Origin of the sequence: Lysinibacillus macroides (assembly GCF_001281525.1) — a bacterium.
Classification (GTDB): Bacteria; Bacillota; Bacilli; order Bacillales_A; family Planococcaceae; genus Lysinibacillus; species Lysinibacillus macroides.
On sequence record NZ_LGCI01000008.1, the window covers coordinates 36,919 to 60,250 of the forward strand.

Below are 23,332 nucleotides of genomic sequence, written 5' to 3' on the forward strand. Positions count from 1 at the left end.
TGTGGGGAAATTTAAAAACTTAGGGATTATTTTAACATCTACAGCATTTACCGTTAGCTTACTTTCACCAATCTCTCAGGCTTCTGCCAATGTGCAAGAGCCAGCAGAAAAAATTGAAATTAAGGTTGCTTCAGCAGAAACGAACGTTACAAAAGGTACACTTATCAAAAAGGTACATGAACTATTTCCAGGAAAGTTTGATTTTGTAACAGAAAATGATTTTCATTTAGGAAGAGGTCATTATTTTAGAAATGATAAAACAATTCGTTATGACCTTAGCTTCCATAAAACTGTGAATGATAAAGATCTTTATGGTAGTTTTACCTTTATGGGGAATGATTTAGAGCTGGAAAGCTTCTATTATCAGCCGGCAAATATAGCAGAAGCTATTTATCCAGCAAAGTATTCTGAAGCAGAGGCTCAAAAGCTTGCAAATGATTTCCTGAAAAAGCTTCCAAACACAGAGGGTTACCAACTACAGCAGGATGTATATGGCTATAGCTATTACTATAATATAGCTAGACCATTGTCGGAGCCAATTACCTATTCCTTTATGTATGCGCCAACACATAATAATGTACCTATTATGAATAAGCAAATCTCTATTGATGTTCTTGCGAATGGGGAGATTTCTAGTTTCTATCGTTATTCAATGCCTATTCGTCAAGCTACATTTGATCCTGTTGATCAGAAAAAAGATGAAGCCGGTATACTTGCTCAACTGCAAGAAAATTTATCAGTAGAGTTACGCTATACAATTGATTATGATTATAAAAAAGATGAGCAAGTTGTCAAGCTTGTTTATGTACCATCATCAGGCTTTAATGGGGTACATGCTTTATCAGGTCAGTGGCAATCAGCAAATGGCTTCACTTCTCAGGTTCCAAAGGTGAAGGCTGTGGAAAAGCTCTCTGCTCAACCATTAGCACCACGTAAAAAGGATATGACAGTAGCTGAGGTTGAAGAGTTTGTCAAATCTTTATTAAAAGAAAGCTCAGATAAGGGCAAGCTAGAAATTGACATGGTTGATGAAAGAGAAGATGGCAAGGGTGGAATTATTTATTCTGTTCATTATTCATATATACAAGATAATGGCAATAGCTTTGGCACTTCTTTAGAAATGGATAAGGCAACAGGAGAGATTGTTCACTATTATGATTTAAGTAACGAACTGTCCCCGTCAGATGAAAATGCAGCAACGATCACTAGAGATGCTGCCCTGACAAAGGCAATTGACTACTTAAAAGAATATGCTCCTTCTTCTTTGCATAAATACTCAAAGCCAATTGATGAGGTAGTTGTAGATCGTGATAGTAAGGACTATACATTTACATTCCCACGTGTTGTCAATGAACTTCCAGTGAATGGGGATGAAATAACGGTTACTATTGGTCACGATGGTTCATTACGTTCAATGTTTATTAGTAACCCAAATATTCAAAATTGGCCATCCGTAAAGAATGTGATTCCTGCTGAACAAGCAAAAGAATTATATAGTGAGGCATTGAAACTGAAATTACAATATATTGAACAAAATGCAGATGGGGATAAACAGCATTATGATTTAGTGTATACGCCGAATTTTAATGGTAATTCCTATAATATGGTTGATGCAACAACAGGTAAGTGGTTAATAACAGAGGATGATTCAAAAGAGGTTGCCACGATCTCACATCCAACAGCTGCTAATGAATTGAATTATTTGCTACAGCAAAATATTTTAGAAGTAAAGGACCCTGCCAGCTTTAATGCAGATCAAGCTGTGACAAAGGGTGAGGCATTAAAAATTTTACTTAATTCTTTAACATATGGTCATTATTTCAGAGTGGATGAGGATAAGCAATCCTTCGGTAATATTGATAAAGAACATCCTTTATATAGCGTAGTGGAACAAGCTGTAAAAATCGGTATGTTAAAGCCTGCTAATCAATTTGCAGAGCAGGAGCAATTAAGCCGTCAGGAGCTTGCAGAATGGTATATTAAGCTATTAAGATTAGATTATACAGCAAAGTATAACGATATTTATAAATTGAATTTTGCAGATGCCAGTTCTATTAGCCCAGAATATGCTGGTTATATTGCTATAGCAAATGCGATGGGCTTAATAGATGCACAGCAAAATAATTTTAATGCGACAGCAAAGGTCACATATGCGGATTTAGCTATCTCAGCATTTCGTCTAGCACGTGCTATTCAAGAAAATAATATTAATATCAATTATTAATCAAAACCTAAGGACATCTCTTATGATTAGGAGATGTCCTTTTAGATTAATTTTTTATAGAAAGGGGAAAGACTAATACAGAAAGGAGTGAAAAAATTGCGTATCAAATATTTATTAACAATTTCTGTTATGGCAAGTCTTTTGGTTGGTTGTAATGATAAAGAGAAAGTAACGGATGTTCCTACAAATGCTCCTGCCGATCAAAGTACGGCACAACAGGCTGGTGATAATGTAACAGATCAAGCAGCCTATAATTTTGTAGAATTTTCATTGGATGTAGATTATTCTGCTACGGAATCTTATGAGGTAGAGTATGAGGATAAAAGGTCTGGCATAGAGGCAAAGCTAGAGGATGATCGTAACAATATAAGGCTACAGGGTGATGAAGCATATACAAAATTAGATCCATTATTTAAGCAGCTGAATTTTGATTCTACAACACCTAATGATGAAGTGATTGATCAAGTAATCAAAGTATTCAATATTGAAGATAACTATCAATCCATTGAAGTGGAAGTCGAATTTGTAGATGGAAATGAAAAGGAATTTAAACGAATTAAATAATAGAAATAAGCCAGCTAGCGAATTCAATCCGTTAGCTGGCTTTTCATTCATTTACATTCACGTACCCAATGTCGATGCTTAGCAAGGGAAAGAATAAAAGATTGTGGATCGTTTGTCACACCATTTTTATTGGCAATATGCTGTAAAAACGAAACATTTCCTGTATAACCTATTGTTTTACAGTGCTGATAGGCTTGTTCAATAAACTGTTCTGCTTGTGTTTGCTGGTAGGAATCCTGAAAGGCTCCTGTAACATAAACACCATCATAAAGAACTGAGGAGGTCGTAGCTAATGTTTCGTGAATTTCATAGCCGTTTACTATGCCTTGTTTATGACTCACTAGTTCAACTTCGATATCCTCACTTAAAAATGTAGCAATAAGTTCATTTAAATTTTCATTACTATTTTCTGTCACCATTACAGCTACTTTATTAGATTTGACACTTTCCGTTGCATTGATTACTTGGCTAACAGCAGGTGAAGTTTGGTGAATATGCGGTACTTCTACTTGTTTTGGGGGAACTATACCAATGTGATCAGCAATAGCTGATGCAAGTGTGTAGCTAACATGAGCGTACATGTCTACAACTTGTTTTCGAATGGCTTTACTTTTTACTTTGCCAAGTTCAAAGCTAAAGGCATTGATAATATGCTTTTTCTCAATATCTGTCATACTAAGCCAGAATAATCTTGCTTGAGAAAAATGGTCTTTAAAGCTCTCACTACGTGCACGTACTTTATGCCCTTCAACCTTTTCTTCATAATGCGTATATCCACCATCTGCTTCAGAAACAGGATGTGGTGTATTATTGGCTAAGGAATTTTTATGGTAGCTAACTTGTCCTACATTAATAGTTTGTCGGCCATAGCCATCTCGTTGGTTATTATGGAATGGACAGATCGGTTTATTGATAGGGAGTTCATGGAAATTTGGCCCGCCCAGCCTTATTAACTGCGTATCTGTGTAGGAGAATAAGCGACCTTGTAATAAAGGATCATTTGAAAAATCAATACCAGGTACAACATGACCGACATGAAAGGCAACTTGTTCCGTTTCTGCAAAGAAATTATCCACGTTTTTGTTCAATGTCATTTTTCCAAGGATGCGTACAGGAACGTCTTCTTCGGGCCATATTTTCGTGGCATCGAGAATATCAAAGCTAAATTTAAATTCATCCTCAACAGGAATAAGTTGCACACCAAGCTCCCACTCTGGGAAATACCCACGTTCAATCGATTCCCATAAATCTCTGCGATGAAAATCAGGGTCTTTTCCAGCGATGATTTGTGCTTCATCCCAAACTAAAGATTTTACCCCAAGTACAGGTTTCCAATGAAATTTAACAAAGTGGGCTTTTCCTTCGGCGTTGACAAAGCGATAAGTATTCACACCAAACCCCTCCATCATTCGATAGCTTCGTGGGATCGATCTATCTGACATATGCCACATGACCATATGAGCAGACTCCTGATTATTTGCAATGAAATCCCAAAACGTATCATGGGCACTTTGGGCTTGAGGTATTTCGTTATTTGGTTCAGGCTTTACGGCATGGACAAAGTCGGGGAATTTAATAGCATCTTGAATAAAAAACACAGGAATATTATTACCAACTAAATCATAATTACCCTCTTGTGTATAAAACTTCGTAGCAAAGCCGCGTGCATCACGGACAGTATCTGCAGAGCCTTTAGACCCTGCAACGGTAGAGAAGCGAACAAATACAGGGGTTTTAGTTCCTTTCCCATTTAAAAATTGAGCCCTTGTAATATCACTTGCACATTCATAAGTTTCAAAAATTCCATGAGCGGCTGAGCCACGTGCGTGTACTACTCGTTCAGGAATTCGTTCATGGTCAAAGTGGGTCATTTTTTCACGAAAATGAAAATCCTCTAGTAAAGTGGGTCCTCGCTCACCTGCTTTTAGTGAATGTTCATCTTCCGATATTTTTAATCCTTGATTGGTTGTAAGAGGTTGATCTTTATCACTTACTCGGAATGCTTCTAGCTGTTGTTGTTTTTGATTGACATCTTTTTTCATTTAGAATCCTCCTTTATAAGTTACAACTACCTTCTACCCGAACGAAAAGATGGCAAACATGAAGAAACAAAATGTTTGCTGTTTAAAAATGTATATGTTATTATTATCTCGAATTAGAGATAATTAAATTCGAAGTAAAAAGAGGGAGTCGTATGAAGCAAAACAATCGTAACTTAAAAGCATTTACGGTCTTGTTCCGAGCATATCAAACGATTCAAGATGCAACTAAAAAAGATTTACTTCAATATGATTTAAATCAAACTGAATTTTCGGTTCTTGAATTTTTATACCATCGTGGAGAGCAACCTATTCAAATGATTGGTAAAAAAATATTAATTGCAAGCAGTAGTATTACTTATGTGATTGATAAGCTCGAGCAAAAAGGCTATGTGCATCGTAAGGCATGTCCAAGAGATAGACGTGTTACGTACGCATTACTAACGTTTGAGGGGCAGGCTTTGATGAAAGAAATTTTCCCTAAGCATGAACAAAAAATAAATGAGATATTTGAAGTATTGGAAGCTCAGGAGCTGGACAACATGATTTTATCACTTAAAAAAGTTGGCAAGAACGCCACTGACCAATAAAAAATTTTACGCATATATCTCGATATTGAGATAAATAGGAGGAGCATACTATGAATCATTTAAAAGGTGTACACCATGTAACGGCTATCACAAGTAGTGCTGAAGAAAATTATGAATTTTTTACCTATGTATTAGGGATGCGTTTAGTGAAGAAAACCGTGAATCAGGATGATATTCAAACCTATCATTTATTTTTTGCAGATGATAAGGGTAGTGCAGGTACAGATATGACGTTCTTTGATTTTCCCAATATTCCAAAAGGGGTACATGGTACAAATGAAATTTCAAAGACTTCCTTCCGTGTACCAACGGATGCTGCTTTAGATTATTGGGTAAAGCGCTTCGATCGTTTAAATGTGAAGCATACTGGTATGAAAGAACAGTTCGGAAAGAAAACACTATCTTTTGTAGATTTTGATAATCAGCACTATCAGCTAATTTCTGATGAGCACAATTCAGGTGTGGCAGCAGGTACGCCTTGGCAGGATGGCCCCATCCCACTTGAATATGCCATTACAGGTTTAGGACCAGTATTTGTCCGTGTCGCTAATTTTAAATACTTTAAAGATGTGTTAGAAAAGGTGATGCTCTTTACAGAGATTGCAGAAGAAGGAGACTTTCATTTATTTGAAGTAGGTGAGGGAGGAAATGGCGCCCAGATTATTGTCGAACACAACACGGTGTTACCCGTTGCTCGTCAAGGTTTTGGTACTGTTCATCATGCAGCCTTTCGTGTAGAGGATCGTGCGGTATTAGATGAATGGACTGCACGTTTTGAAAGCTTTGGATTCCACACTTCTGGCTATGTAAATCGTCATTTCTTTGAATCATTGTACGCACGAGTTGCACCGCAAATTTTATTTGAATTAGCTACAGATGGTCCAGGATTTATGGGCGATGAGCCATATGAAACATTAGGAGAAAAACTGTCATTACCACCATTTTTAGAGCCAAAACGTGAGCAGATTGAAGGTCTTGTTCGTCCGATTGACACTGTAAGAAGTTCCATTATGTTTGATAAGGAATATGAGTAATAGGAGGTTTAATGTATGGAATTTTCCAAGCTGATTAATAAGCGTCGCTCTGCTAATAATTTTGTAGAAGGCGTTAAGATAACGGAGGAAGATATACGTCCCATTTTAGAGGATGTTAAGCTAGCACCATCAGCGTTTAACTTACAACATGCCAATTATATCGTTGTATTGGATGAGGATATGAAGGAAAAGGTAAGGGAGGCATCATTTGGTCAATATAAAGTGCATTCGGCTTCAGGTGTAATTCTTGTACTAGGAGACAAGGAAGCCTATAAGAATACTGCTGAGCTAAGTCAAGGTATGGTGGATTTAGGCATAATTACAACTGGGGAACTAGAGGATATTGTAGCGGAGAATACAAAGTTTTACAAAGATCGTGGCGAAGGATTTATGAAAGATGAAGCCATTCGGAATGCTTCTTTGTCTGCTATGTTGTTCATGCTAGCTGCGAAAAATCGCGGCTGGGATACTTGTCCAATGATTGGCTTTGATAATCAAAAAATGCGTGAGCTTTTCAATATACCAGAAACACATGAAATAGCTCTAATGATTACGATTGGCAAAGAAAAAGAAAGTAGTCGTCGCTTACGTGGCTATCGTAAGCCAGTTGAAGAATTTGCCACTTATTATTAATGTGATATAAAATAGAATAGTTATGCAAATACTATGACTAATATGAAATTGGGAGGAAACATCATGAAAGTAGTAGCCATCGTTGGTAGTATCCGTAAGGAATCTTATAATATGCAATTAGCTCAATTTATTCAAAAGCGTTATGCAGAGAAGCTAGATCTTGAGGTTTTAAACTTGAAGGATTTACCAATGTATAATCAGGATATCGAAAATGAACCACCACAGGTAGTAGTGGATTTTAAAGCAAAAGTGAAAGCCGCAGATGCTGTCCTTTGGGTTACACCAGAATATAATGGTACAGTGCCAGGGGTTATGGTTAATGCCATTGATTGGCTATCTCGTGTAGATAAAGTAATGATTGGCAAGCCATCCATCATGATGGGTGCATCTATGGGGAACTTAGGAACTGTAAAAGCACAATTACATTTACGTGATATTTTATTCTCTCCTGGCATCAATTCGCCATTACTAAGCGGGAATGATGTTTATGTTGGTGCTGTGCATACGAAGTTTGATGCAGCAGGCAATTTAACGGATGAAGGTACAGTAAAATTCCTTGATGTTGTGATTGATAACTTTATCGACTGGGCAAAAAAATATATTTAATTAATAATTGTCCCCATAAGTATACAAGATACTTATGGGAATTTTTTGTCTGCATGAAATCTTCACATTTCCACGGTATACTTTTAAGAAAAATGAGTGGTTACAGATGAGAAAATTATCCCTTAAGCTAGGCATCATCTTTTTTATCACATTATTTTGTATAGAAACTTTTATGATGTTTTTTTTACATGCTTCATTGACCAATTCTAGGGTTGAAGAAGAATTGACGAGTTTGCAAGCAAGGGGAAACTCACATAGAACAATATTAGAACAAAATTTTAATAAGGAAACATTATCGCATGTCGTTCTTATGGAATCAGATGAAAATACAGATGTAGTAATTACCGATGACGAGGGAATAGTGTTGGCTTCCTCTCAATTATATTCTGAAGTTAAGAATATAATAAATAAGGTTGAGAGAAATGTTCCCTACGAGGGGAAGGTCTTACAAGATAATTGGCAAGAGGCGGCATCTATTGCTACTATTAGTCCTATTCAAAAACAACAGACGACGATTGGCTATGTCTATATGTTTCAAAATACAGACTCTATTCATACTTTGATGAAGCGTTTAAATAAGCATTTTCTTATCGTTGGTATCGTATCAGGTTTTGTAACAATTGTAGTTATTATCATTTTATCTCGAAAGCTTGCCAAACCATTAATTCAGATGAAAGAGGCTGCATTAAAAATGAGCAAAGGTGATTTTACAGTTGCTCTTTCTACGAATGGTAAAGATGAGCTTGGAGATTTATCGAATGCTATAAAACTATTATCCAGTGATTTAAATCATTTAAGGCAAGAGAGAAAGGAATTTTTATCAAGCATTGCACATGAGCTTCGCACGCCTTTAACCTTTATTAAGGGCTATACGGATATTCTTTATAAACGTGATTTGCCGGAGCAGGATCGTCAAAAATATTTAGCCATTATAATAGAAGAAACGAATAGACTGTCTCGATTAATCAAAGACTTATTTGATTTAGCCAAAATGGATGAAAATTCCTTTATTATAGAAAAACAATGTCTTCATTTAAATCCGTTTTTTACAAGCCTAAAAGAAAAATTAAGCCCTGTTTTTCAAGAGAAACAGATACATTTTACTGTGCATTGTGAAGAGGAGTTAACTTTATGGGCAGATCAAGCAAGACTCGAACAAATCATGATGAATCTTTTAAATAACGCATTCACTTACTGTGCATCAGGAGATACGACTTCTGTCAAGGTGACAAAACATAATGACGTATTAACCATTATCGTTCAAGATACAGGGAAAGGGATTCCGAAGAAGGATCTGCCATATATTTTTGAGCGTTTTTATCGGGTAGAGAAATCCCGTAGTCGAGCATTAGGTGGTTCTGGCTTGGGGCTTGCTATTGTGAAGGAGCTTGTACAGGCACATGGAGGAGAAGTGACAGCTAGTAGTGAAGAAAATAAAGGGACTATTTTCGCATTATCGTTCAAAGGGGTAGAATCAAATGAAAACTATTTTATGCATAGATGACGAACCAAGAATGTTAGAGTTACTCACTCTTTACTTAGCACCCATATGTCATTGTAAAGCACTATTGTCTGTACAAGAAGCGTTAGATTATTTAGATGAAAAGCATGTAGATTTAGTTCTTTTAGATATTATGATGCCAGAAATGAATGGTTGGGAGGTTTGCAAAGAAATAAGGAAGTTTTCGGATGTACCTATTATTATACTTACAGCAAGAGGGGAGCATGCTGATATTGTAAAAGGTTTAAATATTGGTGCAGATGACTACATATTAAAGCCTTTTGATGAGGAAGAATTACTAGCACGTATACATGCTGTCTTAAGGAGAACAAAAGCAAAAGAAGAGGTTATCATCTTTGAAGGGCTACGCTTAGATAAAGAATCCTTTGAATTACATTTTCGACAAGAGACCATACCTTTAACACCCAAGGAATTTTCCATACTGACATTATTTTTAGATTATCAAAATAAAGTATTTTCAAGAGAGCATCTTATCGCTACAGTTTGGGGATATGATGAGCCTATTGAAGATCGAACAATTGATTCGCATGTCCGTAACTTACGGGAAAAATTGCGGAAAAGTGGTTTCCCTGTTGATGATTGCTTACAAACAGTTTGGGGAATAGGCTACAAATGGCATAAGTCCGTAGATAGAAACCCTTTTAAACATAAAAGATAGAAAAATAACCTCTTCCAGAAATACTGGGAGAGGTTGTTCGTGTTACTGCATTGCTAACTCTTCTTCTGTCACCCATTTATGATTTTTCACGGCTTCACTATTTGTGGTTGAAGTGTAATCAATCATATAAACAGTCGTTTGTATAGCCTCATCAATTAGGACGGTCGAATTTTCCATACCTTCCATATGAGTAGCAGCTGTTTTTACTTCTGTACCAGGAGCTAACGGTGCTTTCTCTGGATCAATTAATTCTTCGTGAATAACCCATTTATGTTTTTCTACTCGCCGACCATCTGATGCTGCCGTGTAGGATATGATATAAGCAGTTGTATCATATGCTCCAACAATTGTCGCTTCAGCACCCTTCATACCCTCCATATGCCCATCTGTAAGAATAGCTATACTCCCTACTGGAAATTTTGGATTTTCAGCATTTTTCAACGTAACGGGCACTTCTCCTGAACTTGAATGGTTCATCATAGAATGATCCATTTCTGTATGTTGTGCCGTTTCATTATGATCATTTGAAGTTGATGTAGGCTTTGTCATATCCTCTGTACAGGCTGATAAACCTAGCAAAATGACTGCCGTTAGTAGTACAATAGACCATCTTCCTTTAACTGTCATATCATATCCTCCTTACTATTTGCCCTTACTGTAGCAAATAAATATGCAGAAATGATGAACAGGAACTTTCAATCGAAGGTCATTATAAAAAGCCCTTCTTTAGTCTGTCACTAAAGAAGGGATGAAGTTATTTTATGGGAATGATTTTTAATGTTTTTTGTAATCGGTGAGCGAAGATACCTGCAAAGATAGATAAAATAATATCCTTTGGTAGTGGAGGAACCATCCACAGCCACGCTAATTTATAAGTAAAGCCTTCTGGTGCACTTGCCCAAATTTTATACGCAAAATACATCCAATTTGTTCCAAATAAATAATTAATAACAAATGCTACTAATGCAGCTACTATATAACTCACTTTTGTGCCGCTTCGTTCTACAATAAGACCAGCAATAAATGCCACTAAAATATATGACACAATAAATCCAAAAGTAGGGCTTAAAATTTTACTAAAGCCTCCACTAAAGAGAGCAAAGACCGGTGCTCCTGCTAAACCGATACACATATAAACGGTACAAGCAAGCGCCCCTTTTCGACTGCCAAGAATAAGTCCTGCTAAAATAGCAAAGAAAGTTTGCAGTGTGATCGGGACACCACCCACTACTAAAAATGGTACGAAGGAAGTAATATTAGCACCTATCATCATTAGTGTAGAGAATAAGCCAATATAAGCGATATCTACGGTTCTTAATTTATGATGCGTGTGTTCTGTAACTGTTGCCATGCTTTCACCTCTAGTTTTTATAAAGTTATTAATGATAGTGTAAATAACTAGTGTATTTGTGTCAACTTAAAATTATATTTAGTTAACAAAAGTGTTGACTGTGAAATAGTAGCTCCTTATAGACTAACCAGCTATAAAACTGTATGATAGAATCGTGATCATTTTATAATATTCGCTACTATTGGTGTGACATCTTTTTTATGTCACTTAAAAGGGAAGTCGGTGAAAGACCGACGCTGTCCCGCAACTGTAACGAGGAGTCCTATGCTATTTCATGCCACTATTGAAGAATGGGAAGGCTGTCATAAGGATGTAGAATCGAAGCCAGGAGACCTGCCAATTAGTAAGACCTGTAATGCCCACGAGGATGCAAGCAATTACGGACAATAGCTGGTTATTTTCTGACTTTGTTTAATCGAGGGTATTTCTATGCATAATTTTGTATAGAATGCCTTTTTTATTTTGATGCAACTTTATCGGTGTTGAGATAAATAGTTAGCGACTATTACAGGTTTAACTACGTGTGATTAATTGCTTCATCCATCAAATTTGTAGGAGTTTAAACGGATGAATAAAAAATTTATATTTTTTTCATTAATACTTGTTCTAGTATTAATTATTTCAATGACATTTGCTGTAATGGTCGGGTCTGTATCTGTAACACCATTATATGTTTGGAAGGTTATTCTTTCAAAGCTCCCTTTTATACAAAGCTTTATAGAGCCTGATTGGAGTCGCTCACAGGAAATTATTATTTGGCAAATAAGAGTGCCACGTGTCATACTAGCGGCTATTGTTGGAGCAGGTTTAGCCATTGCGGGAGCTGCTATTCAGGCGCTTGTGCGAAATTCTATTGCGGATCCTTATATTTTAGGCATTTCTTCAGGCGCAGCGGTGGGGGCAACCTCTGTTATTATTTTAGGTGCTTTTTCATTTTTAGGTATATATGCTCTTTCTGTATCTGCATTTTTAGGGTCGTTGCTTGCCATTGTGCTTGTATTTTTCTTATCACGTGTTGGTGGACGGATCTCTATTTTCCGTCTGTTGTTGGCAGGAATGGCTGTGTCCTTTATTTTAACAGCCGTTTCGAATTTTATTTTAATGATGGCTAAGCAGGAGGGGGCATTAAAGGCCGTAATGTTTTGGATGCTTGGTAGCTTAGCTGGTGCTAAATGGACGAATATTATTGTGCCAGCGATCGTACTTTTCGTCGTACTTATAGTGCTTTGGCTCTATTATCGAAACTTAAATCTACTATTATTAGGCGAAGAGGCTGCCGTAACATTAGGTGTAAACCTTCAGCAATTTCGTATCCAGCTAGTCTTACTTGTCTCGCTGTTAACAGGTGTGCTTGTTGCTGTTAGCGGCTCTATCGGATTTGTAGGATTAATAATTCCGCATATTGTACGATTAATTGTTGGGTCCAATTATAAATACGTTATCCCGATTAGTGCCTTATTAGGGGGAATTTTCTTAGTTTGGGCAGATGCAGTGGCTCGAATTATTATTGCTCCTCAGGAAATGCCAATTGGTATTATTACAGCTTTTTGTGGCGGACCATTCTTTATTTGGCTACTCCGTCGAAACAATTATTCTTTCGGTGAAGGAGATTAATAGACATGACATTGGAAGCAAAGCAAGTATCATTCTCCATTAACGATCAGCGCATATTACATGAAGTAAGTATTCACATAAAGGAAAAGCAATTTGTTGGGCTAATTGGTCCTAATGGTAGCGGTAAATCCACGTTGCTAAAAAATATGTATCGTTTATTAAAGCCTGAAAATGGTATAATTTTGTTAAATGAGCAGGATATTTTAAAGCAATCAAGTAAAGCGATTGCTAAAAACCTGGCTGTTGTGAGTCAAGAAACACCTGTGTTATTTGACTTTACTGTGCATGATTTAGTCAGTATGGGCAGAACACCACATAAAAAGCTGTTAGAGCTTGATCAAGAGCAAGATTTCCGAATTGTTAAAGATGCTCTTAGGCAAACGGGTATATGTCATTTAGAGAAACGAAGCTTTAGCTCTCTTTCAGGGGGGGAGAAAAAGCGCGTAATGGTTGCACGAGCACTTGCCCAACAAGCGCAGGTATTAATATTAGATGAGCCAACGAATCATTTAGATATTCAACATCAGCTTCAACTCATGGATTTAATTCAGACCTTACATTTAACGGTAGTGGCTGCTTTACATGACTTAAATATCGCTGCCATGTACTGTGATCAAATTTATGTGTTACAGCATGGTCGGATTGTATGTTATGGAGCACCAGAGGAAGTGTTAACACCTGCGCTATTGCAAAAAGTATTTGGTGTGTATGCTGATATCCAAACACATGCATTGACAGGTAAGCCATATCTTACATATGTTCCAGAACAATTTACGAAAAATATCAGAGACCGAGCAGGTGCAGTAAACGTAAGGTGATGTAACTGGATACATAACGGGCTATCGAGAAAATTTTCACTTTCTTGATAGTCCTTTTCTTGTATAGATAGCTGAGTTTTGGGGAATTGTATGGTTGAAAGGAATGATAAACAATGGAAGAAATGAAATTTGCCAAGCTTGACCAGCAGCAACTTGCAAAAATTAATGAGCTAGAACAGGCTATAGGTGTTACATTAATAGCGTATGATTCATCAGCGATGCCAGCTCAAGGATCAGATGGCTATGAAGCAAATTCTAGCTCTACCAGCAATCATACATCATCATAAACAATAAAATGCCTTGCAGGAATGTAAGGTACTTTTCTTTTTAATCCATACAAAAGGAAGTGCTAAACATGAAAGAATTTTATGCAGATTTACATATTCATATTGGTCGTACTACCAGTGGACGAGCTGTTAAAATTACAGGTAGTAAAACACTAACATTAACACAAATTTTAGAGACGGCCAGTACAAGAAAAGGCTTGGATATAGTAGGTATTATTGACTGCCATTCACCCGAGGTTATAGAGGAAATAAATAGGTTATTAACACAAGGAGAGTTGACGGAACTAGAAGAGGGAGGGCTACGTTTTCAGGATACGACACTCATCCCAGGTTCAGAAATTGAGATTTATGATCAATTTTGTCATGGTCCTATTCATGTGCTTGCTTATTTTCCTACACTGTTGCAAATGAAGCAATTTTCAAATTGGATGTCTCAGCATATGAAAAATATCCATTTAAGTTCACAGCGAATCTATTGTAATGGACGGACATTACAGCAAAAAGTTTATGAATTGGGTGGACTTTTTATTCCGGCGCATGTCTTTACACCCTTTAAAAGTCTGTTTGGCAAAGGTGTGCAACGTAGTTTAACAGAGGTATTTGACCCGAACATGATAGATGCCATTGAATTAGGATTAAGCTCCGATACAATGATGGTCCATCAGATAAAAGAGTTACAGGCGTATACATTTGTGAGTAATTCTGATGCTCATTCCCTTGGGAAAATAGCACGTGAATATCAAAAACTCCGATTAGCAGCAGCCAATTTTGCAGAATTAAAAAAGGCTCTTCATGAACAGCAAGGTCGTGCAGTCATCGCAAATTATGGATTAAATCCTTTACTTGGTAAATACCATCAAACCGTCTGTGCAAAATGTGGTGAACAGCTTGTCAATCAAGCAATTCACTGTACAAATTGTGGAAGTACACAAATTATAAAGGGTGTAGCAACACGCATTCAGGAGCTATCGGAGGATTTTTCGAATACACGACAGAGACCTCCTTATATTCATCAAGTACCGTTAGATTTTATTCCTGGGATTGGACCTAAGATGCTGGAACGATTACTCCAAGCATTTGGTACAGAGATGAATATTTTACACAATGTAACCCTAGAGCAGCTTGAACAAATTGTGCCCTCTAAAATTGCAATATTAATAGACCAAGCAAGAACAGGTCAATTAGCGATTGCCGTTGGAGGTGGTGGCATTTATGGAAAGATACAGGCGGACTAAATAAGGAATAGAAATTAAAAAATTGCTATTATTTAACCCATTTTTAACCTTTCTCTAGTAAAATGGTCAATACATGTACTATTTTTATAGATGGAGGCGGAAGTGTATGCAATTATCAAAGAAATTTCGTTTTTTAGCTGCGAGTATACTTACTTTACAGCTCATGGCACCTACAGCAGCTAATGCAGAGGAGCAAAGTGACAATATAGCACCAAGCTGGGTCGTTCAAGCAGATTATCTGGCACTTGGTGATTCATTAGCTCAAGGGATAAATGAGCTAGGTATTCTTGGGCTAGGCTATACAGATTTTGTAGCTCAGGCGTTGCAACATGAGGGTTTCTTAGCTTCCTATAATAAGGGCTTTGCGATGTCTGGCTATGCAACGACAAATATTTTGACAGATATCCACAATAATGTAGAAAAAGTCGTGACAGGTTTTGGTTATACAAGTGAGCAAGTAAAGCTACGTGATGCTATTAAAAATGCTGAAATAATTACATTAACGGCTGGTGCCAATGATTTATTGCCTATTTTAAAAGAATCACAGCAAACAGGCATTAATACAGCGGCCATTATCAAGACGACAAAGGAAGCTGTCACAAATATTGGAACCATTTTAACAGAAATTAAAAAACTGAATCCACAAGCAGAAGTGTATGTAATGGGCTATTATAATTCGTTCCCCTATTATGAGGAAAAGCTACAAGCGCAATTTAAAGTGCTGCTGGCTACACTTAATTCAACATTAAAATCAACGGTTGAAAAAGCAGGAGCAACGTTTGTGCCGACCTATGATATTGTGGCAAAGGATGTTCCAAGCTATCTACCAAATCCAGAAAATATTCATTTAAGTGAGGCTGGCTATTTAGCAGTAGCAAATGAGGCATTTTTACCGATAATGAAGAAAAGCCCTTTATGGGATGTATCAAAGGCAATTAACGTAAATATAAAAGATCAAACGACGGTAGAGGTACACTGGCAAGCAGCAACGGATAATGTAGGCGTGGCAAATTATCATGTCTATGTTAATGACCAACTAACATCAACAGTGGACGCTCTGACAACGTCGATTACACTTGATAAGTTAACAGAAAACACAGCTTATCATGTTGCGGTAAAAGCGGTTGATGCAGCTGGTAATGAAAGTGTTCAAAGCCCAGAAGTCACATTTACAACAAAAGGAGCAATAAGCTTTACAGATATCGACAAACATTGGGCAAAAGAGTATATCCAACAAGCAGCCGCTACAGGCATTATGAATGGTTATCCAGATGGTACATTTAGACCTGAGCATCAAGTAACACGTGTGCAAGCTGCAGCAATACTTGTAAGAAGTTTAGGGTTAACAACGCACGAGCAAGCACCATTTGCGGATATTGCGAATTATGATGCTAAAACAAAGTCAGAAATTGCAGCAGCCTACGCACATGGACTCATTAAGGGGACAGCAGATGGAAAATTCAATCCAGCACAGCCAGTGACACGTGCTCAATTAGCATTAATGCTTTATCGTGCTTATGAACAACAAGTCAATCAACCGTCTATAGCTACAGGAAGTGAGCTACCTTTTACAGATATTGCTTCGTATGATGCTGAAACACAACAAGCAATCAAGATGCTGTATGAGCTAGGCATTGTAACAGGTGATGGAAAAAAATATCTACCAGCAGCTCCAACAAAACGTAGTGAAGCAGCAAAAATCCTCGTTAATATCAGTCAGCTAATTACTCAATAACTAGAAAAAGGTAGGAGCGATAAAAGCTTCTACCTTTTGACATCTTTATGATAAACAAAGTATAGTCTTCCTAGGCTATGTGCAGGTTGTGAGTAAAGTACATATAAGCAAGCAATGAGAAGGAGGGAAAGGTATGATATCGTTTATATTATCTGTAAAAAGATTGTTAACAGGGCTGTGGCGATCCTTTAAACGTCCGTATTTTCTTCCGTTATTCACCACATTATTTTTAATTATTTTATCTGGCACATTATTTTACAGTGGGGCGGAGAAATGGCATTGGTTGGATGCCTTGTACTTTGCGGTAATTAGCTTAATTCCAACAGGCGTAGAAACAGGGCTATATCCAACTACTACCTACTCTAAAATTTTTACCATGATCTATTTAATTGTTGGTACTGGCGTTATGTTTATTATGCTATTAATACTTGGTCGTTCTATCATTGATTTTTCCCTTAATGAAGATGAAAAAGAAGAAATGAAAAAACGGTTGGAAAAGTGAAATAACCGTACAATGAATCTTATAGAGGACTCATTGTACGGTTATTTTTTTAGGATAGTATGGCAATAATGCCCTGTTCATCCTCTAACACAAGCTCAATACCTGTTGAGAATGGGTCGCCATGTAAAACATCCTTTATCCACACACGTAAGGCGCCAATCATGGCTGCTGTATTGAGCATTTCAATTTGACCCTTTACATCAACCTCAGCACCAAAGCCAGCATCATCATCGTATGTTAATTCAACAAGAACATCCTCTGGGCGGATATTTTTATAATAAGCTTGGGATAAACAAATAGCATTAATAATATCTTGCTCATTAATTATTTGTGCCATTGTGTTTCCTCTTTGCGCTTTTTATCTTTAAACATATTCACAATTTTCATTACTAATATCACAATAACAGCAATGGCTGCTACATTGATTAATAAACCTAAAATATTACCAAGTATCCCCATACCACCAAATAAGCTACCGAATAATAAACCTGCTAATCCACCAAGCATCAAGCCTTTCATAAGACCACCAGAGAAAAAGCCGCCTTTTTTAGCTGTATCCGCTTTATTTGTTGAGTTTGTATTACTTTTATTTGTTGTTGCATTATTGTCCTTAGAATTATCCTGCGATTTTTGGATATTTGAGCTGTTATTATTGTTGGTGAAGCCTTTCTTTCCTGATTTATAAGACTTCTTTGCTTCCGCTGTTGGCGTATCTGAGATCAACAATGTTGCACCTACAGTCGAAAAGATGAGTGTCGCTGCAAAAAGAGCGGCAAGGATTTTTTTCATTACGTACATTCCTCCAATGTCATTTGGTTATAAATTAGTTTCCTATAATAATAGTACCTGAATTTTCTTTAAAAATAAAATAAACGCTGTCAGGAAATACAGGATAATAAAAAATTTGAATAAGCAGTGACAATAATAAAGCAGTACAAGGGTAATAGGACAATAAATTATAAAATAGAGGTAAGAAATGGCTTTGTATGAACGTTGCAGTTTCCTTATAAAACTAAGTATTATAGTGGTTTCCATGAAATTAATATGATTTTCGCTGTATTTTTCTTCTAGGCGTTTGCCGTATTTAGCTATACAATGTTTTTATACTGATGTTATATGTGCGGTTACCATCCAGAATAGATGTGTAACCAAAATTCAACTGTCTTCCATATAATAGTGGTAAGGCAGTTTTTCGTTTAGCGTCTGTGGAATGTAAGCTGACTGGAATTACATGACGAGTGGGAAATAAAAAAAGGTCAATCATTTTTTACATAATGTGCAAGGAGGGAGAATAATGTACGAGCAACTATTAGCAAAGCGCAATAAAGAACGAATGGAGTCCCTGCAAAAGCTTATACAAACAGAAAATTCATGGTTTGCTCAAAATATCAATTTATTAGTATTTGCTGAAGTAAATGTAGTAGCCTTGCAAAAAATATTGTATCAGGTAGTCCGAGGCCTATTAAAGGAACAGCAGCAACGTTATTTACAAATTGTCTATGCAGAGCAATCCATTCAGGAAAATGTATTGACTCTGTTAGCAGAATATGATGATGTGTTGCGAGATGTCATTCCACATCCTATTTATATTCTTATTTGGCAGGTTTCTTCATTAGAGAAGTTAGCGAGCAGTAATGAGGTAGTAGATGACGTACTTGATATTCTTGATTGGTATTGTCAGCACCGTGATGCACAAGTCAAGGTATTAAGTGAGGAGGAATTAGACTACGAAACGATGATTGACCTATATAAAGAAGCAGTTGAGGAGCAGGACCCAGATGCACAATATCAGCTAGGGCAATACTATAATGCTACAGAAGGTGAACATTTTCAACCAGAAAAATCCCTAAAATGGTTTGAACGAGCAGCTATTCAGGGAAATGTAGATGCACAGTATATGCTAGGGAATTTTTATTTTGAGGGGATTGGCGTTAAAGAGGATGAGAAGCTTGCCTTGTCGTTTTATGAAAAAGCTGCTTTACAGGGGCATGCGGATGCGGCTAATAATTTAGCGGATATGTACTTTAATGGAGAAGGTGTCCCTAAGAATTATATATTAGCCAAAAAATGGTTTGAATATGCAGCACAGCATCAAGTTGCGGAGGCAATGTTTACACTAGGGATTATCTATGAACAGGGCTTAGGTGTCACGGTGGATCAAGAAGCAGCCTTTAATGCTTACAAAAAATCTGCTGAGGCAGGTTATGTAGTAGCACAATATCGTCTTGGTGGCATTTATTTAGAAGGACGTTTAGGGCAAGTGAAAGATGTAAACCGTGGCCTAGTTTGGTATGAAAAAGCTGCAGAGCAATATCATGTCGATGCTTTTTATGATTTAGGCTATATATGGAGTAATGGCCTAACAGGTATACGCAATGTTGAAAAAGGAATCCATTGGTTTAAACAGGCAGCATTGCAAGGTGATGCAGAGGCGAAACTACAGCTTGGACATATTTATAATAAAGGAGAAGGCATTGCTCGAAATATAAAAGAGGCGCTTAAGTGGTATCGTCTTGCGGCAGATGCAGGTGTTGAAGAAGCAGCTCGATTATTACAGGAACTTAAAGGGTTGTAAATTTTGTATGAAAATTATATGGGTATTTAGAACCCTTTATGTTTGTGATATTAATAGGTTTTTGGTTGCTTTTCTGAGTTTTGATGTAGGTTTATATACTCTATTTGAGTAAATGGAGAAAATATTAGAATAGTTAAATAGAATATAAATGAAATGAGAAATTTGGAGAGTATAAAATATTTTGTGTAAATAGAAAATTCCATAGAAAAAGGAAGACCCTTTCTTGGTAGAATTAAGTCACCACAACCAATCCTAGAAAAGAGGTCTTCCCTATGAATCAGTTTACAACAGAAATTGTCGATGCACTAGTCAAAAAACAAGATATTACCGAGGTTTTTCGTTCGCACTTGGAAATGGCGATCAACTCGCTACTGGCGACAGAGCTGACGGAATTTTTGGATTACGAAAAATACGATCGTATCGGGTTCAACTCAGGCAATTCTCGCAATGGGTCTTATTCGCGTACACTTCACACGGAGTACGGCGATTTAACGCTTCAAATCCCGCGGGATCGCAACGGTGAGTTTAAACAACAGACAGTGGTACCATATAAGCGCTCGAACGATACGCTGGAAGAAACGGTCATTCACTTGTTCAAAAAAGGCATTACGATGGCGGAAATTGCGCAATTAATTGAGAAAATGTATGGGCATCACTATACGCCGCAAACGATTTCGAATATGACAAAGGCTGTTTCAGAAACGGTAGAAGCCTTTAATAACCGTCCTTTGCACAATCGTTACGTATGCGTGTATTTAGACGCGACGTATATTGCCGTGCGTCGTGATACGGTGTCAAAAGAGGCCGTCTATATTGCAGTTGGTATTCGTGAAGACGGCTCTAAAGAAGTGCTTGGCTATACGATTGCCCCAACAGAATCGGCCTACAACTGGCAGGAGCTACTACAAGAGCTCAAAGACCGTGGTGTAGAAGACGTACTTTTATTCGTATCAGACGGCTTAAAAGGCATGGCAGACGCTGTGTTTAATGTGTTTCCAAAGGCAAAATATCAGGTGTGCCTTGTCCATGTGGCACGCAATATCATGCATAAAGTCCGAGTAGAAGATCGCAAGGAAGTGTGCGAGGATTTTAAAACGATTCACCAGGCAAAGAACGCTGAAGCAGCGAAAAAAGCGCTCGAGACGTTCTGCGAAAAATGGGGCAAATCGTATAAAAAAGTCGCACAAGGCTTACTCGAAAACCCGTATTTACTGACGTTTTACGGCTTTCCCAAGGCGATTTGGCGAAGCATCTACTCGACGAATTTAATCGAGTCGTTCAATAAGCAAATCAAAAAATATACAAAGCGCAAGGAACAGTTCCCGAACGAAGAATCGTTGGAGCGCTTTTTAGTGACGCAGTTCGAAGACTATAATCAACGTTTCGCCACACGCTGCCACATCGGCTTCAATCAGGCCCGTGCAAAGCTAGAAGAAATGTTTGAGCAGCTGCACGAACCGGCAAACTAGACCGGGACGCGCCAGCGCGAAATTTGAGTGTGTAGGAAAGGGCTAGCCCTTTCCTACACACTCAAATCAACACTTCGAACAAGTACAATTGAATACACAGGTGATGAGTTCCCTTGAACGGGTGAATCGTCATTTACACAAAAATATTGACAGTACCGAAATTTGTCATGACAATAAGTTAAAAATATGCATAATAATATTATAATAGCTTTTTAGTATTTTCATTAAATAGCGTAACAATAGGGACCTTTTACATGTATTTTGTAAAATAAAGTAATTTATAAAATTGACAGTAATTTATAAAATGATTAAGGTATGATGAGAGATTTTGATAAAAATATTCTATTAAATAAATAGGCTGTTTGCTGAGGGTAGATCACTATTATTTAAGTTGGAGAAAGAGTGATTGATGTGCTTTTGGAGGAAGCGAGAACTCGCAACAGTATTGACAATGGATATAGAAATCCACTTTAAGAATAGTTTTTCTTATAGTGATCTATAAATCATCGTTGATGTTTCGTAGCATACTGAAAGTAAACGGAATGAAAGAGGGAAAATATGTGGTTTTTCAAAAAAGGAGAAAGATAAAAACATTAGACTTACAGCAATATACTGTGAAAATGGATTTGTCTAATCGCCCATCAATGGTGAAGCAAATGGAAATGCTGAATTTAACAAAGCAAGATTTACAATATTTAAAGGCATTTCAACCATATGTGGTAGACAATGTAGATCACATCGTTAACCGTTTTTACAAAGTGATAGGAACAGAGCAGCAATTAGTAGATATCATTAATCATCATAGTTCTGTAGAAAGGCTGAAAGTAACATTGCGCCAGCATATTATTGAAATGTGTAATGGAACAATTGATGAGAAATTCTATCAAAGGCGTGTAAAAATTGCAAAGGTGCATGTTCATATCGGCCTTAGAACACAATGGTATATTTGTGCTTTTCAAGATTTATCCACATCGTTCATTGATTTAGTGGAGAAAAATGTAGAGCATCCTTATGATCAGTTTAATACGATTAGAGCAGTCCTCAAAATATGCAATTTTGAACAGCAGCTTGTGTTAGAGGCATTTGAGAATACAGTTGAGGAGCTAAAAGATACCATCGAGCAAGAGAAGGAATCGATTGAGCAACAAATTGTAGAATCTTCAGAGGCACTAGCAACCATATCTGAGGAAACAAATAACTCCTTTGGTCTTTTAAGTACGCAATCCGAGGAACTTAAACAATTAGCCAAAAAATCACTTGATGTGTCGGTACGAGCTGAGGGTCAAGCGCTTGAAGGGCGTGAATATTTAAAAAATCAATCGCAACATATGCATAATATTATTTATTCATTGCGTGATATATATAAATTGAACTAAAGCTTCTATCTCCTTCAAAATGGGTAAAGTATACAAACTTATTGTCGAAAGGATGATCCCACATGTTACGCAATGAACAACGAGAAGAACTTCAAACGGCGATGCGACAAACAAAGGATAAGCGACTATTTGAGCGGTATCAGACTGTATTTCTACACCTTGAAGGAAAAAATAACGTTGAAATTGCGATGATCATTCAACGCAATCGAGCAACTGTTGGTGAATATATTAAAGCCTATAAAAAAGAAGGCATAACAGGTTTACGCATGGGGATTTCTACAGGTAAACCACATCGTTTGACCATCGAACAACGTGCTGAGTTGGCTGAGATTGTCACAACGAAAACGCCTGCTGATGTGGGATTTGCACCGTATACGAATTGGACGCTCGCGTTACTCGTTTCACTCGTGAAACGTGAATGGGCTGTGTCCTATTCTTTACGTGGCATGTCTAAATTATTAGAACGCATGCAATTTAGTCATACGCGCCCTACCTATACG

23 protein-coding genes and 1 riboswitch are annotated in these 23,332 nt (G+C 37.2%); of the genes, 18 read left to right on the plus strand and 5 right to left on the minus strand.

Going from position 1 to position 23,332, the window contains the following annotated elements:
• The first annotated feature begins 1 nt into the window (after position 1).
• Positions 2–2,224, plus strand: a complete 2,223-nt coding sequence (locus ADM90_RS12330) for a YcdB/YcdC domain-containing protein (protein WP_053995306.1) — start codon at positions 2–4, stop codon at positions 2,222–2,224.
• Between the two features lie 96 nt (positions 2,225–2,320).
• Complete coding sequence (locus ADM90_RS12335) at positions 2,321–2,788, plus strand: YusW family protein (protein WP_053995307.1); 468 nt, start codon at positions 2,321–2,323, stop codon at positions 2,786–2,788.
• A gap of 47 nt (positions 2,789–2,835) precedes the next feature.
• Here the strand turns inward: ADM90_RS12335 and ADM90_RS12340 are convergent, their stop codons facing one another.
• The gene (locus ADM90_RS12340; protein WP_053995308.1) at positions 2,836–4,830 is read right to left on the minus strand and encodes a catalase; all 1,995 of its coding nucleotides are present in this window, start codon (positions 4,828–4,830) and stop codon (positions 2,836–2,838) included.
• Between the two features lie 152 nt (positions 4,831–4,982).
• Here ADM90_RS12340 and ADM90_RS12345 point away from each other — a divergent pair, with 152 nt between their 5' ends.
• From ADM90_RS12345 to ADM90_RS12370, 6 genes are all read left to right on the plus strand, one after another.
• Positions 4,983–5,417 carry a MarR family winged helix-turn-helix transcriptional regulator gene (locus ADM90_RS12345; RefSeq protein WP_053995309.1) on the plus strand — a complete coding sequence of 145 codons (435 nt, stop codon included), beginning with the start codon at positions 4,983–4,985 and terminating at the stop codon, positions 5,415–5,417.
• Positions 5,418–5,467: 50 nt separating this feature from the next.
• Positions 5,468–6,451: a ring-cleaving dioxygenase gene (locus ADM90_RS12350; RefSeq protein WP_053995310.1), complete on the plus strand. Its 984-nt coding sequence runs from the start codon at positions 5,468–5,470 to the stop codon at positions 6,449–6,451.
• A 15-nt stretch (positions 6,452–6,466) separates the two neighbouring features.
• Positions 6,467–7,084 carry a nitroreductase family protein gene (locus tag ADM90_RS12355; protein WP_053995311.1) on the plus strand — a complete coding sequence of 206 codons (618 nt, stop codon included), beginning with the start codon at positions 6,467–6,469 and terminating at the stop codon, positions 7,082–7,084.
• 63 nt (positions 7,085–7,147) lie between these two features.
• Entirely contained in the window at positions 7,148–7,690 is a 543-nt protein-coding gene (locus tag ADM90_RS12360) for an NADPH-dependent FMN reductase (RefSeq protein WP_053995312.1), read from the plus strand.
• A gap of 106 nt (positions 7,691–7,796) precedes the next feature.
• Positions 7,797–9,194 carry a HAMP domain-containing sensor histidine kinase gene (locus ADM90_RS12365; RefSeq protein ID WP_053995313.1) on the plus strand — a complete coding sequence of 466 codons (1,398 nt, stop codon included), beginning with the start codon at positions 7,797–7,799 and terminating at the stop codon, positions 9,192–9,194.
• A complete protein-coding gene (locus tag ADM90_RS12370) occupies positions 9,169–9,870 on the plus strand; it encodes a response regulator transcription factor (RefSeq protein WP_053995314.1) in 702 nt (233 codons plus the stop codon). The genes ADM90_RS12365 and ADM90_RS12370 overlap by 26 nt, the downstream gene beginning before the upstream one ends.
• Before the next feature lie 42 nt (positions 9,871–9,912).
• Here the strand turns inward: ADM90_RS12370 and ADM90_RS12375 are convergent, their stop codons facing one another.
• Both ADM90_RS12375 and ADM90_RS12380 read right to left on the minus strand, forming a co-directional pair.
• The gene (locus ADM90_RS12375) at positions 9,913–10,497 is read right to left on the minus strand and encodes a YdhK family protein (RefSeq protein ID WP_053995315.1); all 585 of its coding nucleotides are present in this window, start codon (positions 10,495–10,497) and stop codon (positions 9,913–9,915) included.
• A gap of 127 nt (positions 10,498–10,624) precedes the next feature.
• Positions 10,625–11,221 carry a biotin transporter BioY gene (locus tag ADM90_RS12380; protein ID WP_053995316.1) on the minus strand — a complete coding sequence of 199 codons (597 nt, stop codon included), beginning with the start codon at positions 11,219–11,221 and terminating at the stop codon, positions 10,625–10,627.
• Positions 11,222–11,386: 165 nt separating this feature from the next.
• Positions 11,387–11,576, plus strand: a riboswitch (cobalamin riboswitch).
• Between the two features lie 212 nt (positions 11,577–11,788).
• Between ADM90_RS12380 and ADM90_RS12385 the strand changes: the two genes are divergently transcribed.
• From ADM90_RS12385 to ADM90_RS12405, 6 genes are all read left to right on the plus strand, one after another.
• Positions 11,789–12,835 (plus strand): FecCD family ABC transporter permease, encoded by a 1,047-nt coding sequence (locus ADM90_RS12385; protein WP_053995317.1) that lies wholly within the window; start codon positions 11,789–11,791, stop codon positions 12,833–12,835.
• Positions 12,836–12,840: 5 nt separating this feature from the next.
• Entirely contained in the window at positions 12,841–13,653 is an 813-nt protein-coding gene (locus tag ADM90_RS12390) for an ABC transporter ATP-binding protein (RefSeq protein WP_053995318.1), read from the plus strand.
• Between the two features lie 113 nt (positions 13,654–13,766).
• The gene (locus tag ADM90_RS24705) at positions 13,767–13,940 is read left to right on the plus strand and encodes a hypothetical protein (protein WP_162838605.1); all 174 of its coding nucleotides are present in this window, start codon (positions 13,767–13,769) and stop codon (positions 13,938–13,940) included.
• A 68-nt stretch (positions 13,941–14,008) separates the two neighbouring features.
• The gene (locus tag ADM90_RS12395; protein ID WP_053995319.1) at positions 14,009–15,175 is read left to right on the plus strand and encodes an endonuclease Q family protein; all 1,167 of its coding nucleotides are present in this window, start codon (positions 14,009–14,011) and stop codon (positions 15,173–15,175) included.
• Between the two features lie 106 nt (positions 15,176–15,281).
• Complete coding sequence (locus ADM90_RS12400; protein ID WP_053995320.1) at positions 15,282–16,910, plus strand: S-layer homology domain-containing protein; 1,629 nt, start codon at positions 15,282–15,284, stop codon at positions 16,908–16,910.
• 133 nt (positions 16,911–17,043) lie between these two features.
• The gene (locus ADM90_RS12405) at positions 17,044–17,412 is read left to right on the plus strand and encodes a potassium channel family protein (RefSeq protein ID WP_053995321.1); all 369 of its coding nucleotides are present in this window, start codon (positions 17,044–17,046) and stop codon (positions 17,410–17,412) included.
• Positions 17,413–17,461: 49 nt separating this feature from the next.
• Here the strand turns inward: ADM90_RS12405 and ADM90_RS12410 are convergent, their stop codons facing one another.
• Both ADM90_RS12410 and ADM90_RS12415 read right to left on the minus strand, forming a co-directional pair.
• Entirely contained in the window at positions 17,462–17,749 is a 288-nt protein-coding gene (locus ADM90_RS12410; RefSeq protein ID WP_053995322.1) for a DUF2653 family protein, read from the minus strand.
• Positions 17,737–18,201 (minus strand): hypothetical protein, encoded by a 465-nt coding sequence (locus ADM90_RS12415; RefSeq protein WP_053995323.1) that lies wholly within the window; start codon positions 18,199–18,201, stop codon positions 17,737–17,739. The genes ADM90_RS12410 and ADM90_RS12415 overlap by 13 nt, the downstream gene beginning before the upstream one ends.
• A 505-nt stretch (positions 18,202–18,706) precedes the next feature.
• On the opposite strand from ADM90_RS12415, the gene ADM90_RS12420 reads away from it, so the two are divergent.
• The 4 genes from ADM90_RS12420 to ADM90_RS12435 form a co-directional block, all read left to right on the plus strand.
• Positions 18,707–19,987, plus strand: coding sequence for an SEL1-like repeat protein (locus tag ADM90_RS12420; RefSeq protein WP_053995324.1), 1,281 nt, complete (start codon positions 18,707–18,709; stop codon positions 19,985–19,987).
• 272 nt (positions 19,988–20,259) lie between these two features.
• Complete coding sequence (locus tag ADM90_RS12425; RefSeq protein WP_053993757.1) at positions 20,260–21,456, plus strand: IS256 family transposase; 1,197 nt, start codon at positions 20,260–20,262, stop codon at positions 21,454–21,456.
• Between the two features lie 560 nt (positions 21,457–22,016).
• Positions 22,017–22,832, plus strand: coding sequence for a protoglobin domain-containing protein (locus ADM90_RS12430; protein WP_235473524.1), 816 nt, complete (start codon positions 22,017–22,019; stop codon positions 22,830–22,832).
• Positions 22,833–22,894: 62 nt separating this feature from the next.
• Positions 22,895–23,332 (plus strand): helix-turn-helix domain-containing protein (locus tag ADM90_RS12435; protein ID WP_053995325.1); only part of this gene is annotated, 438 nt, incomplete at its 3' end.